Here is a 13,359-nt window from a genome sequence, read left to right as displayed (position 1 = left end):
CATGTCAAAAATATTGGTAACTGGCGGTACAGGATTTATAGGATCCCATACCGTTGTTGAACTACACAACGCTGGATACGAGGTTGTCATTGTTGATAACTTCGCGAATTCAAATCCTAAGATCTTAAACCAGCTCAAAAAAATTACCGGCAAAGAGTTTCAATTTTTTGAATTGGACTTATGTGATGAAGCTAAAGTTAAAGCCTTCGTGGACCAAAATGCTGATATCACCGGCGTTATTCACTTTGCTGCCTATAAAGCAGTTGGTGAATCTGTACAGCAGCCCCTAAAATATTATAGAAACAATTTGTATTCCTTGATCAATGTCATCAATGGCTTTAATGCCGATATTGATTTGGTGTTTTCTTCTTCCTGCACCGTTTATGGTCAGCCAGATGTATTACCTGTAACAGAAGCTGCGCCCGTTAAAAAGGCAGAGTCTCCTTATGGAAATACCAAACAAATAGCAGAAGAGATTTTACAAGACAGTTGTGCGGTCATGCCTGCATTGAAGGTCATCTCTCTGCGCTATTTTAATCCGGTGGGTGCTCATGCTACCGCTTTAATTGGCGAATTGCCAATTGGCGTGCCTCAAAACCTGGTGCCTTTTATTACGCAATCCGCTATTGGTAAACGTGGTCCTATTACCGTTTATGGTAATGACTACGCTACACCAGATGGAAGTGCTGTCAGAGATTATATTCATGTGGTTGATTTAGCTAAAGCACACGTAGCTGCCATCAGAAGAATGGAAAGCAAAAAAGCGTCCAGCAATTACGAAGTATTTAATTTAGGTACAGGTAAGGGCTCCTCGGTGTTAGAAATTATTCAGGCTTTTGAAAAATCTACCGGCCAAAAGCTCAACTATACCATTGGCGCCAGACGTGAAGGGGATGTTGAAAAGGTGTGGGGCGATGTCACTAAATCTACGCAGGAGTTGGGCTGGAAAGCTGAATTAGACATTAATGAAATGATGCTGTCTGCCTGGAACTGGGAAAAATATTTGAAAGATAATCCATTTTAAATGTTATTAAAGGAGCATAAGGACTTAAAAGATGCTATTGTCAATCTTCCTCCAAAGGAAAAAGATAAGTTATTGCTCCGCCTTATCGCCAAAGACAAAGTATTAACAGAACACCTGCACTTTAAATTGCTGGAAGATGAACATGATTTAACAGCCAGGCATGAACAGCTTCAAGCAGAAATTGATGAAGCTGTGGCACTGCTGAACGGCCAGAAACACTTGTCTTCCAAAGATACACTGGCCATATTCAGAAAACTGAACGGCCAGCTGAACCACCACTTTAAAGTAACTAAAGCGGTAAACAGCGAAGTAGAGTTGCGGATTTATTTACTTTACAACATTCCTCTGGTCTTTAATGAAAGTGTTTACTCCGCTTTATATAAATACCAGGAGAAATTGACCACGTATTTTTTAAGAACGACGTTGTCGGTGTATAAAAAGTATCTGAAACTGCACGAAGACTGGCAGTTTGACCTGCAGGAAAACTTCAACGCTTTATTGAATAAAGTTAATAACAGTAAAATAGCCCATTCTGCTGCAGATATGGGCTTACCGAAAGAATTGTAAAATGATTACTGCTGCAGTTTATCATTACCTTAAAAATACCTACTGATGAAAAAAATATTAATTACAGGCGGCGCCGGATTTATTGGATCTCATGTTGTTCGCCGCTTTGTGAACAATTACCCAGAATATAGAATTGTTAACTTAGATAAGCTTACCTATGCTGGTAATTTGGCCAACCTTCAAGATATTGAGGATAAACCAAACTATACTTTTATCAAGGGTGATATTACCGATGCCCTGGAAATGAATGAGCTTTTCAGAAAAGAAAATTTCGATGCCGTTATTCACCTAGCTGCAGAATCTCATGTAGACAGGTCTATTACAGACCCTACAGCCTTTGTCATGACTAATGTTATTGGAACAGTAAACTTGCTCAATGCAGTGAGGGAATACTGGAAAGGCGATTTCGACAAAAAGCGCTTTTACCATGTTTCGACAGATGAGGTATACGGTGCACTAGGCGAAACAGGTATGTTTACAGAAACAACAGCCTATGATCCGCATAGTCCTTACTCTGCTTCTAAAGCAAGCTCTGATCATTTTGTTCGTGCTTACCATGATACTTATGGCATAGATGTGGTCATCTCTAATTGTTCTAACAACTATGGTTCTCACCATTTTCCTGAAAAACTAATCCCCTTAGCAATCAATAACCTTAAAAGTGGTAAACCTGTTCCGGTTTATGGCAAAGGTGAAAACATCAGGGATTGGTTATGGGTAGAAGATCATGCACGTGCTATTGATGTAATTTTCCATGAAGCTGCATCTGGTGAAACTTATAACATCGGCGGACATAATGAATGGAAAAACATTGACCTGATCCAGTTGTTGTGCAAAATCATGGATCAGAAACTTGGTCGTGAGCCTGGAGAATCTGCTAAACTGATTACCTATGTAACAGACCGCGCTGGCCATGACTTGCGTTATGCTATTGATTCTACCAAGCTGCAGCAAAAACTAGGCTGGGTGCCGAGTTTACAGTTTGAAGAAGGTTTAGAGAAAACAGTAGACTGGTATCTTGAAAATGAAGAATGGTTAACGAATGTAACCTCTGGAAACTACCAGGCTTATTATGATACACAATATGTAGGCAGGTAACACTGCTTAATATTAATTAAAACGCCTGTTAGCATCATCATGCTAACAGGCGTTTTTTATTTATTCGTACCTTAAGGCTTCTACAGGATCTAGTTTGGAGGCTTTTTTTGCAGGATAATAACCTGAAATGACGCCCACAATGACACATAGTGCAAAACCACCCAGAATAAACAGCCATGGGATGATGAATGAACCACCCATCATGAGTGAAATACCATTGCCCAGGAGAATACCGAATAATATACCCATTGCACCACCCATTAAACAGATCACTACTGCTTCAATTAAAAACTGTTTCCTAATGACGGATGGGGTGGCACCTATCGCTTTTCTTATGCCGATTTCCCTGGTTCGTTCTGTAACAGAAACCAGCATGATGTTCATTAATCCAATAGAGGCTCCAATAAGGGTAATTATGCCAATGGCGACGCCGCCAATGGCAATAAAAGCAAGGTTCTCAAACAAGGTCTGTGCTACGGCATCACTTTTAGTAATTTCAAAGTTGGCACTTGCAGTTGTTTTCAGCTTCCTGATATTCCTGAATTCTGCCGTTGCCTCCCCAATCATATTTTCCAAAAGGTCCATATTGGGTACCATTACCGTAATGGTATAAGAAGGGTCGTTGTTGGAGTTGATCTGCTTGGCTTTTAGCAATGGCACATAAACTGCCCTGTCGCCACTAAAACCCATGCTTGATCCTTTAGAAACCAATACACCTATTACTTTTAACCTGTTATTGCCTACATTGATGACCTTATCTAAAGGCGATTGTCCTTTGAATAAGGTTTTGCTGATTTCACTTCCTATAATGCAAACATTGTTTCCTTGTAGCGATTCTGTGTTGCTAAAGTTTCTGCCTAAGGCAAGTTCTAACCCCTGAGCGCTTAATCCATTTTCATCTACTCCTTGAACATTGATGTTAGGATTAGTTTTTTCAGTGCCATATTTAACAGTAGCGCCACTACTTGCCCGCACGCTGATGGCTACAGTAGCAGCAGGATTTAGCCGTTCTTTAAATTCCAGGGCCTCTTCATAGCGAATAGATTTGAAGGGCTTAGGCCGCTGACCTGGATTTCCAACCCTGATGCCTGATCCCCTGTTTCTGATGGTAAATGAATTAGCACCCATACTGGAGAATGCTTCTGTCATGCTCGCTTTAACGGCATCCAGGGAAGTTAAAATCCCTACAAGTGCTGATAAGCCTATGGCAATGATCAATGCGGTCAGCATTGTTCTTAAACGATTACTCTTGATAGATTGGAGTGCCAGTCGGACATTTTCAGTATAGGTCATTTTCCAGGTTTAATTTCTTTGTGGGATAAAAATAAAAAGTCCCGTTGTTATGACAACGAGACTTCCTTAAATGTTACAATTTTTTTATCGATTTAGCTGTTTATACGGAGAAACTTGTTCCACAACCGCAAGAACTTGCCGCATTAGGGTTACTGAAGGTAAAACCTCTGGAGTTTAAACCATCTTGCCAATCCACCTGCATGCCCATCAAATACATCTGATGTGCTTTATGCATAAATACTTTAATGCCGTCGATCATAAATTCCTGATCGCCATCTTTTCTCTGGTCGAAGCCTAAAACATAACTCATTCCTGAGCAGCCACCACCTTCAACGCCCACCCTTAAACCAAAGTCTTCTGCAATCTCTTGTTGGTCCTTCAATTTAAATAGCTCTTTTAAGGCGCCTTCTGTAAATGTTACAGGTGCAAATGCTGTATCCACTGTATTACTCATGTTATTTCAAATTAGGAATAACAAAGATAAAAAATAATGTACATTTTTGCACTTGTAGTCAGCTAATTATTACCGTACTTAAACAATTAGCAGCCTTCCTAAATTCATTTACCACGCACATGGACAAGCAAAAAATAACCACCACATCAGGTATAGAAATAAAACCATTATACGATACTGTAAAACCTGCAGTGGAAACACCTGGGGAGTTTCCTTTTACACGGGGTATCCAGAAAGACATGTACCGTGGGCGTTTATGGACTATGCGCCAGTATGCGGGCTTTTCTACAGCCGAAGCCTCTAATGAACGTTACCATTATTTGTTAAAGCAAGGCACCACGGGTCTTTCCGTTGCCTTTGATTTGCCCACACAAATAGGTTATGATTCTGATGATGAAATGGCAGAGGGTGAAGTAGGCAAGGTAGGGGTGGCTATTGATTCTTTAAAAGACATGGAGCTTTTATTTGACGGCATTGAGCTTCAAAAAATCACTACGTCCATGACCATCAATGCCACTGCTGGAATTTTACTGGCCATGTATATCGCATTGGCCAAAAAGCAGGGGGCAGATTTAAAGCAGATTTCCGGTACTATCCAAAATGACATCCTGAAAGAATATGCCGCCAGGGGCACCTATATTTATCCCCCTAAGCAGTCTATGCGTTTTATTACGGATATATTTGAGTTCTGCAGCAAGGAAGTGCCCAAATGGAACACTATTTCTATTTCTGGCTATCATATCAGGGAAGCAGGGTCTACTGCCGTGCAGGAACTCGCCTTTACCCTGGCCAACGGTAAAGCTTATCTACATGCGGCACTGGAAAAAGGGCTTGACATTAATGTTTTTGCTAAACGCCTTTCTTTTTTCTTTAACTGCCATAATAATTTCTTCGAGGAGATAGCAAAATTCAGGGCTGCCCGCAGAATGTGGGCCCACATCACCAAAAGCCTGGGGGCAACAGAACCAAAGGCACAGATGTTACGTTTCCATACCCAAACAGGAGGCTCTACTTTAACCGCACAACAGCCTTTAAATAACGTTATTAGGGTAACCAACCAGGCCATGGCTGCTGTGCTTGGTGGTACACAGTCTTTACACACCAACGGTTATGATGAGGCCCTGACGCTACCTACTGAGGCAGCAGCAAAAATTGCTTTGCGCACCCAGCAGATTATTGCTTTTGAAAGTGGCGTAACTGATACGGTTGATCCTTTAGCAGGTTCTTATTTTGTAGAATCTTTAACTGATGAAATTGAAGCTGCAGCACAGCTCTATATAGACAAAATTGACGCCATGGGTGGCGCTGTCAATGCCATTGAAAATGGCTATATTCAGAACGAAATTGCCAGTGCAGCCTATCAATACCAATTGGAGATTGAAAGCGGTAGCCGAATTAGCGTGGGTGTTAATAAGTTTACACAAGAAAAAGAGGGCATCACGGAAGTGATGAGGATTGATGAGTCCATTAGAACCATACAAACCGACAAGCTTAACAAGCTCAAACAAGAACGTGACCAGCTTGCTGTAAATCAGGCTTTATCGAACTTAAAGATCGCTGCGGAAGGTACCGGAAACATCATGCCTTTTATCGTTATTGCAGTAGAATGTTATGCTACGCTGGGTGAAATTTCAAATGCACTCAGAGAGGTTTTTGGTGAATATTAAAAGTTATTAACAGAAAGTTATCCACATTAAAAATTCATGTTAATAGTGGTATTGCATTGCGCTATAGGTAGTTACCAAAAAGTTATAATTTATGTTTAAAATGTTGATAATTTTTTGAATATTCGATATGTCATTTCGGTCATCAATTTAGGCCCTTATCGACTCTGAAAACCAATATTTTAGAGAAAATTACCTATGGAAAAATCTAGTACTGAAGTGTGGAATAGTTGCCTCCAAATTATTAAAGATAACATCCCAAATCAAAGCTATAAAACTTGGTTTGAACCGATATCGGCACTAAAATTGGAAGGTACTGTTTTGACTATTCAGGTACCTAGTTTGTTCTTCTATGAATGGTTGGAAGAACACTATGTAGGGCTGTTACGAAAGACTGTTAAAAAGCAGTTGGGAGACGACGGCAGATTGGAATACAACATCGTTGTTGATAAATCTTCTAAAAACGGACTTCCTTATACTACTAATATGCCTTCTAATGGAATTGGCGCTGCGGCAAAAATGCAGTCTATGCCTATTCCTATAGCTATTAATAAAGATATCAAAAACCCATTCATTATACCCGGACTAAAGAAAATGAATGTAGACCCACAGTTGAACGCTAATTATACTTTTGAAAGCTATATAGAGGGGGACTGTAATCGCCTGGCGAGATCTGCGGGTTTCGCTGTTGCCGCTAAACCTGGGGGCACTTCCTTTAATCCGCTCATGATCTATGGTGGCGTGGGTTTAGGAAAAACACATTTGGCTCAGGCCATAGGTAATGAAATCAAAGCTACCCTTCCTGATAAACTGGTCATCTATGTTTCCTGCGAGAAATTCTGTCAGCAATTTGTTGACTCCCTGAAAAATAATACCATCAACGACTTTGTTAACTTTTACCAGGCCATGGATGTGATCATCATGGATGATGTGCATAACTTTGCCGGTAAGGAGAAAACACAGGATATCTTTTTCCATATCTTCAATCATTTACACCATAGCGGTAAACAGGTGATTCTAACTTCAGATAAGTCCCCAAAAGATTTATCCGGTTTAGAAGAGCGTTTGTTGAGTCGTTTTAAATGGGGACTTTCTGCAGATTTGCAAATTCCTGATTTTGAAACCCGCATTGCCATTCTAAGAAAGAAGATGTATGCTGATGGGATTGAACTGCCAACAGATGTAGTAGAATATGTAGCCAACCATATTGACAACAATGTAAGAGAGCTGGAGGGAGCCATGGTTTCCCTACTGGCACAGTCTACCTTGAACAAAAAGCAGATTGATCTGAACCTGGCTAAGCATATGCTGAAGAACTTCATTAAAAATACCTCTAAAGAGATTTCGATGGAGTTTATTCAAAGGCTGGTGTGTGAGTATTTTGAAGTGCCTATGGAAATGGTGAAGTCGCCGACAAGGAAAAGAGAAATTGTACAGGCGCGTCAGATTTCCATGTACCTGGCAAAAAGCCATACCAAATCATCGTTAAAAACTATTGGTGCTTTCTTTGGCGGTAGAGATCACTCTACGGTTATTTATGCTTGTCAAACCGTAGAGGACCTGATTGATACCGATAAAAAGTTTAAAGGATATGTAACTGATATCCAGAAAAAGTTAGTACTGAGTTAAAGGGCACCTAATTTTGCAAGGCCATAAAATAGCGCAGCCGTATGTAGGGCTTGCTCTATTTTATTGTCAAGCAGCAACTGCTTAACTTCTTCAATAGTATATTCCTCTACATTTAAGATTTCATGTTCATCAAGGTGTTGCTCATGCGTTTTTGTTCCGCCTGTTAAAAGGTAGGTAAACGTAATGTTGTTAGAGGTTGCCGGGTTAGGATACAGTTGGGCAATCAGTTCTGCCTTCTCAAAAGAATAACCTGTTTCTTCCAGCAATTCTCTTCGCACACCAGCTTCGGCATCTTCACCCTCCTCCATCACACCACCTGGAATCTCCAGGGAAACAATGTCTGCAGCATGCCTGTATTGCCTCACCAGGATGATTTTATTTTCCTTGGTTACCGCAATGGCATTTGCCCAATTTGGATATTCCAACACATAATAGTCGTCTTTGACGGTTCCGTTTTGTAATTTACAGGTGTCTACCCTTAGGGTAGCCCATTTCTCTTGCACCAAATACCTTGATGCAAGTTTCTGCCATTTTAAAATTTCCATTACCAGCTACCGCTGCTCCCTCCACCGCCGAAACTACCACCACCAAAACCACCAAATCCGCCACCACTGCTGCCGCCGCCACCAAAGCCACCGCCAAAACCGCCTCTGTTAGAGCGTCCCGATGCGCCGCCTAAAAGCATGCCCCAGAAGATAGAATCTGCAACACCACGACTGCCAATAACCTGGCTGCCACCTTTACCACCGCCACCTTTGCGCATAATGATAATAATCACAATGACAATTAGAATGATGAAGGGGATAGCAGATCCTGGATTTTTAGTTGCTTTTTTAGGATTGTCGTTTTTATACTCTCCTTTGGTATAACTAATGATGGCATTTGTGCCTGATTCTAAACCGCCATAATAGTCGCCGTTTTTAAAATAAGGCTTGATGTCATTTTCAATAATTCTTTTAGCATACACATCAGGCAAAGCGCCCTCCATGCCATAGCCGGTTTGAATGGCTAGTTTGCGATCTCCCAGACCTACAACAATCATGATTCCTGTATTCTTTTTGGAGCCGACACCCCATTTTCTGCCCAGTTCCAGTGCATATTCATTGATGTCGTATTCACCAACAGATTTAATAATGGCAATGGCAATCTGTATAGAGGTGCTGTCGTCAAATGCTACCAGTTTACTTTCCAGCTGTTGAATTTGAGCTGCTGTTAAAGTACCGGTATAATCGTTTACCAATTTATCGGGCTTGGCGGGAAAGTCCTGGGCGAAACCCAGGCTGGTTAAAAAAACCAATAAAAATAATAGAATTGGTTTCTTCATTAGGTATTCAGTTTATGCTTGTCCATATAGATAATGTCGTTGGGTAATTCGTTAATATCTCCACCATTGGGAGGGAAAAAGATAGCTAATTTTTCTCCAACCAGGCTAATGCCGGCAATTAATCCTTCCACCAGCTTACCACCGGCAAAATGTGCTTTCATGGCTACTTGTGTGGTTTCCCAGAAATCTGGCGGAACAACTTTGTTGATGCCCCGATCGCCAATAACGGCAAATTTATGATCTTCATAAGCCAGGTAGATTAAAACACCATTGTGCTCACTGGTTTTATCCATTCCTAATTTATCGAAATAGCTGGTTGCCATATCAAGGGCATCGCCTTCACATTTTTTATCTATAGCAATTCTGATTTCGCCCGAAGTAAGCTTCTCGGCTTCTGCAATAGTAGTTGAAATCAGCTCTTGTTCTTGTTCATTAAAAAGTGTCATATTTTCTATATAAAGATAAGGGTAATGGTGTTTTTAGTTAAAACGCTCATTACCCTGTATATTTTATGGCTATTGGTTTAGAATTGAACTTTAGGGGCGTTTTGAGCACCAGCATCGGCTTTAAAGCCTGCTTTTTTACTAAATCCGAACAATCCGGCGGTAAGGTTATTAGGGAATGACCTAACTTTAGTGTTATATGCTTGTACAGCTTCGTTATAATCTTTACGGGCCACAGCAATACGGTTTTCTGTTCCTTCTAACTGTGCGGAAAGATCACTAAATTGTTGTGTCGCTTTTAATTCTGGGTAGTTTTCTGTTAATACCATTAATCTACCTAAGGCCTGTGTAACCTGTCCTTGGGCTGCCTGGTATTTGCTAATGTTTTCTTCCGTTAATTTATCTGGATCAATCGTAATCTGACTCGCTTTTGCTCTTGCTTCAATCACTTGAGTTAAAGTTTCTTTTTCAAAATTAGCCGCTCCTTTAACTGTGCTCACCAAATTGGGAATCAAATCTGAACGACGTTGGTATTGTGTTTCCACCTGGTTCCATTTGCTTTGAACATTTTCATCAAGACTCACGAGGGTATTATAGCCACAACTGCTGAAAGTGGTTAATGCCACAAATAAGCCTACTACGATTAAAACTATTTTTTTCATAAAAATATAATTTGTTTTTTAATGGTGAAGAAGTGCGCTCAACCTCTTTTTCCGTTTAATGGTTAATTTACGCATTAGATCGCAATTTCTGTACCTTTGTTACTATTCAGGATAAAAACCTGACATATTTATGCAGAAAGATATAGAAATTAAATTATTACCAAGTCAAATTGATCAGGAAGAAATTTTAAAGAATACACTAGCATCAGCCTTAAATGTGGATTTGTCGAGAATTAAGGGCTATAAAATCTTAAAACGATCTATCGATGCCAGGTCAAGGCAAGTGATTTTTAGGTTACAGGTTAAAGTTTTTCTTGATGAGCCATTTCTGGCAGAGGTTTTCCACACCAGCTATCAAAATGTCAGTAATGCTAAGCCGGTTTTAATTATTGGTGCAGGCCCTGCAGGTTTGTTTGCCGCCCTTCAATGTGTGGAAAATGGTTTCAAGCCTATTATTCTGGAACGTGGAAAAGATGTTAAACAACGCCGCAGAGATCTTGCAGCCATCAATAAGGAAGGGCTTGTCAACACAGAATCTAATTACTGTTATGGTGAAGGTGGTGCCGGTACTTACTCAGATGGTAAATTATATACCCGCTCTAATAAAAGGGGCGATATCAATAAAGTGCTGGAAACTTTTGTACAGCATGGTGCCACAGGTGATATCCTGGTAGATGCAAGACCACATATTGGGACCAATAAACTGCCACAAATCATTACTGCTATTAGAGAAACACTTTTAAATGCTGGTGCTGAGGTTCGTTTTGATCAAAAAATGACCGATCTGATCGTTGAATTTGGCAAAGTGAAAGGGGTAGTGGTAAACGGCGACGAGAAAATACATGCCGATGCAGTTATTTTGGCCACTGGCCATTCTGCCAGGGATGTATATGAATTACTGAACCGTAAAAACATTTTACTGGAAGCGAAGCCTTTTGCACTTGGTGTAAGGATAGAACATCCGCAGGCCATTATTGATGCGGCTCAATACCATTGCGATATTCGCAGTGAATATTTACCGCCGGCTTATTATAGCTTGGTGGAACAGGTAGTAGACCGCGGTGTTTTTTCATTTTGTATGTGCCCGGGTGGTATTATTGCTCCCTGCGCCACTTATCCCAATGAAATTGTGGTCAACGGCTGGTCGCCTTCTAAAAGAAATAACCCTTTTGCAAATTCTGGAACGGTTGTACAGGTAGGGCTTAATGATGTTAAAGGTGACGATCCTTTGCGGATGATGCACTTTCAGGCAGAAATTGAACGACAGGCATTTGCTTTGGGTGGTGGTAACCTGGTTGCCCCGGCACAAAGGATGGTAGATTTTGTGGAAAATAGACTTTCAGTAGATCTTCCTAAAAATTCTTATCTTCCCGGTACTAAATCTGCGCTCCTGGATCAAACTTTGCCTGGATTTGTAGCGGATAGCTTAAGGGGTGCTTTACCACTTTTTGGAAAAAAAATACGAGGTTATTATACCAATGAAGCTATTTTAGTAGGGGTGGAGAGTAGAAGTTCATCTCCAGTGCGTATCCCCAGGGATAAGGAATCTTTCCAGCACCCGCAGGTAGGTGGCTTATTTCCATGTGCAGAAGGTGCAGGTTATGCCGGTGGTATAGTTTCGGCTGCCATTGATGGTATCAATTGCGCTAATGCCGTGGTGAAATACTTATAATTCAAACATTCTTTTCCTAAGAACTGTTATTTCAATAAAGCCATCATCAGCTTTTAGCTCACCAGAGGTGATATTTATACTGATGATGGCTTCAATTCCGTTAGAGCATATAAAATATACAGATGAAGAAAACTTTAATTATTGGTGCCTCGCCTAATCCCATGCGTTATGCTTACAAAGCCGCCACTATGCTGAAAGCCAAAGGGCATGATATCATCAATATTGGAATTAAAAAAGGCGCGGTAGCTGGCGTTGAAATAGAAGAAGCGGGCGTTGTCTATCCAGATGTGCATACCATCACCTTATATATAGGTCCTCATTTGCAGCCAGCCTATTATGATTATATCTTAAGAACGAGCCCTAAAAGGGTGGTTTTTAATCCAGGCACAGAAAATGAAGAGCTTGAGATGATGCTTAGGGCAGAGGGTATTGAAGCGGAAGAAGCTTGTACGCTTGTATTGCTCTCCATCGGTCAATACTAAAATAATATAACCTACAATCCTTTGGGCAGCGTTTTCTTTGCCCTTTTTCCATTTATACTTTATTGACTGGGCTTAATAATCAATAGTTATTTTTAAAATAACCGGGGCGCTTTGTTATAGGTGTCTTTCCTGAGTTAGTAGTCAAGGTTTATTTGCCTGTTCACCTGTGGTTGAGGCCTGGTGTATTGGTGCCACGTGCTTGTCGGCTATGGGTGAGTCCACAGTGAGTCCACCATGAGTCCACGGTGAGTCCACGTTTAGCCAAACAAAGGGTGGACTGAGTGTGGACTCATGGTGGATTGGATGCGCTGTCATTATAACGTGTCACCAAGCCGTCCCTTAATCTTTGCTAACTTTTAGTTTATCTTTTTTGTGCAGACCATGGGGCGGTGTTCCTTATACTGAGCTTTAGGAACTGTAAATCAGCCTAAATATGATAAAGCAGCTGATATTTAGGCTATTCAAGGCTTTCTTTTGAGCAGCGCAGCAGGCTTTAGGCAGTTTTAAGTATATATACATATATATAAGGTGATCAAATTTTTCTCTTTTTAGCGCTTTCTATCATTTAACCGCTATTTCTCAGAAATCTCCTGCTGCTGTTTTGAGAAGGTTTTAAAGCTGTTTGTGTTTTTGTTTTAAAGAATTTTAAATAAATTTGAATTCTTTTCACAGTTACAGAGAGAGTTAACTATTTAATTGGATTTTATTGATAAATAAGTTTTGGGTTTGCCAATTTTTTGCTACTTTTGCATCCCGCTTCGGAGGAAGGGAAACAGTGAAAGCGATATTGAGAAGAGAGTTTGAAAGGCGAAAAGGAGTAAGATTGTCCGCATGTTGTATCTGTTTTAAGCAGGAAAAACAAAAAGAAAAAAGTTTTAGTAAAAAGCTTGACAATGTTAAAAAGATTACTACCTTTGCAGTCCCAAACAAAACGGGAATTTTAGCAGCGGAGCTGCTAAAGAATAAAAAAGATTGAAACGATGAGAAATCATTGCAACATATAAAAGGCCACCGTGAGGGTTGGGCCGAGAAGTTCATTAAAGAGAT

14 protein-coding genes are annotated in these 13,359 nt (G+C 40.5%); 7 read left to right on the top strand and 7 right to left on the bottom strand.

What is annotated here, in order from left to right; translation table 11 throughout:
* Position 1: 1 nt before the first annotated feature.
* From galE to rfbB, 3 genes are read left to right on the top strand one after another with little or no spacing between them, the layout of a single operon-like run.
* Positions 2–1,024, top strand: coding sequence for a UDP-glucose 4-epimerase GalE (galE, locus tag ACR2F7_RS13570; protein ID WP_432714094.1), 1,023 nt, complete (start codon positions 2–4; stop codon positions 1,022–1,024).
* Positions 1,025–1,591 (top strand): hypothetical protein, encoded by a 567-nt coding sequence (locus tag ACR2F7_RS13565; protein ID WP_432714093.1) that lies wholly within the window; start codon positions 1,025–1,027, stop codon positions 1,589–1,591.
* A 45-nt stretch (positions 1,592–1,636) separates the two neighbouring features.
* Complete coding sequence (gene rfbB, locus ACR2F7_RS13560) at positions 1,637–2,689, top strand: dTDP-glucose 4,6-dehydratase (protein ID WP_432714092.1); 1,053 nt, start codon at positions 1,637–1,639, stop codon at positions 2,687–2,689.
* A gap of 60 nt (positions 2,690–2,749) precedes the next feature.
* Here rfbB and ACR2F7_RS13555 read toward each other — a convergent pair whose 3' ends face one another.
* Together ACR2F7_RS13555 and ACR2F7_RS13550 are read right to left on the bottom strand one after the other, a co-directional pair.
* Positions 2,750–3,982, bottom strand: coding sequence for an ABC transporter permease (locus tag ACR2F7_RS13555; RefSeq protein ID WP_432714091.1), 1,233 nt, complete (start codon positions 3,980–3,982; stop codon positions 2,750–2,752).
* Positions 3,983–4,082: 100 nt separating this feature from the next.
* Positions 4,083–4,436 (bottom strand): HesB/IscA family protein, encoded by a 354-nt coding sequence (locus tag ACR2F7_RS13550; protein WP_432714090.1) that lies wholly within the window; start codon positions 4,434–4,436, stop codon positions 4,083–4,085.
* A 119-nt stretch (positions 4,437–4,555) separates the two neighbouring features.
* On the opposite strand from ACR2F7_RS13550, the gene ACR2F7_RS13545 reads away from it, so the two are divergent.
* Both ACR2F7_RS13545 and dnaA read left to right on the top strand, forming a co-directional pair.
* On the top strand, positions 4,556–6,103 hold the full coding sequence (locus ACR2F7_RS13545; RefSeq protein ID WP_432714089.1) for an acyl-CoA mutase large subunit family protein: 1,548 nt from the start codon (positions 4,556–4,558) through the stop codon (positions 6,101–6,103).
* A 195-nt stretch (positions 6,104–6,298) separates the two neighbouring features.
* The gene (dnaA, locus tag ACR2F7_RS13540) at positions 6,299–7,729 is read left to right on the top strand and encodes a chromosomal replication initiator protein DnaA (protein ID WP_432714088.1); all 1,431 of its coding nucleotides are present in this window, start codon (positions 6,299–6,301) and stop codon (positions 7,727–7,729) included.
* Here the strand turns inward: dnaA and ACR2F7_RS13535 are convergent.
* From ACR2F7_RS13535 to ACR2F7_RS13520, 4 genes are all read right to left on the bottom strand, one after another.
* Entirely contained in the window at positions 7,726–8,274 is a 549-nt protein-coding gene (locus tag ACR2F7_RS13535; RefSeq protein WP_432714087.1) for an NUDIX hydrolase, read from the bottom strand. The two genes, dnaA and ACR2F7_RS13535, sit on opposite strands and share 4 nt — an antisense overlap.
* Positions 8,274–9,053 (bottom strand): TPM domain-containing protein, encoded by a 780-nt coding sequence (locus ACR2F7_RS13530; RefSeq protein WP_432714086.1) that lies wholly within the window; start codon positions 9,051–9,053, stop codon positions 8,274–8,276. The genes ACR2F7_RS13535 and ACR2F7_RS13530 overlap by 1 nt, the downstream gene beginning before the upstream one ends.
* Positions 9,053–9,499 carry a TPM domain-containing protein gene (locus ACR2F7_RS13525; RefSeq protein WP_432714085.1) on the bottom strand — a complete coding sequence of 149 codons (447 nt, stop codon included), beginning with the start codon at positions 9,497–9,499 and terminating at the stop codon, positions 9,053–9,055. The genes ACR2F7_RS13530 and ACR2F7_RS13525 overlap by 1 nt, the downstream gene beginning before the upstream one ends.
* A gap of 77 nt (positions 9,500–9,576) precedes the next feature.
* Positions 9,577–10,158 (bottom strand): LemA family protein, encoded by a 582-nt coding sequence (locus ACR2F7_RS13520; RefSeq protein WP_432714084.1) that lies wholly within the window; start codon positions 10,156–10,158, stop codon positions 9,577–9,579.
* A 130-nt stretch (positions 10,159–10,288) separates the two neighbouring features.
* Between ACR2F7_RS13520 and ACR2F7_RS13515 the strand changes: the two genes are divergently transcribed.
* Entirely contained in the window at positions 10,289–11,830 is a 1,542-nt protein-coding gene (locus tag ACR2F7_RS13515; RefSeq protein ID WP_432714083.1) for an NAD(P)/FAD-dependent oxidoreductase, read from the top strand.
* A gap of 122 nt (positions 11,831–11,952) precedes the next feature.
* Positions 11,953–12,312 (top strand): CoA-binding protein, encoded by a 360-nt coding sequence (locus ACR2F7_RS13510; RefSeq protein ID WP_432714082.1) that lies wholly within the window; start codon positions 11,953–11,955, stop codon positions 12,310–12,312.
* Positions 12,313–12,996: 684 nt separating this feature from the next.
* On the opposite strand, the gene ACR2F7_RS13505 is transcribed toward ACR2F7_RS13510, so the two are convergent.
* The coding region (locus ACR2F7_RS13505) for a hypothetical protein (RefSeq protein ID WP_432714081.1) at positions 12,997–13,359 on the bottom strand (363 nt) is incomplete at its 5' end.

Source organism: Pedobacter sp. (assembly GCF_045628745.1).
In the GTDB taxonomy this organism is placed as follows: domain Bacteria; phylum Bacteroidota; class Bacteroidia; order Sphingobacteriales; family Sphingobacteriaceae; genus Pedobacter.
The sequence above is the reverse complement of the archived record's forward strand: the minus strand, read 5'-3'. Positions and strand labels throughout refer to the sequence as shown.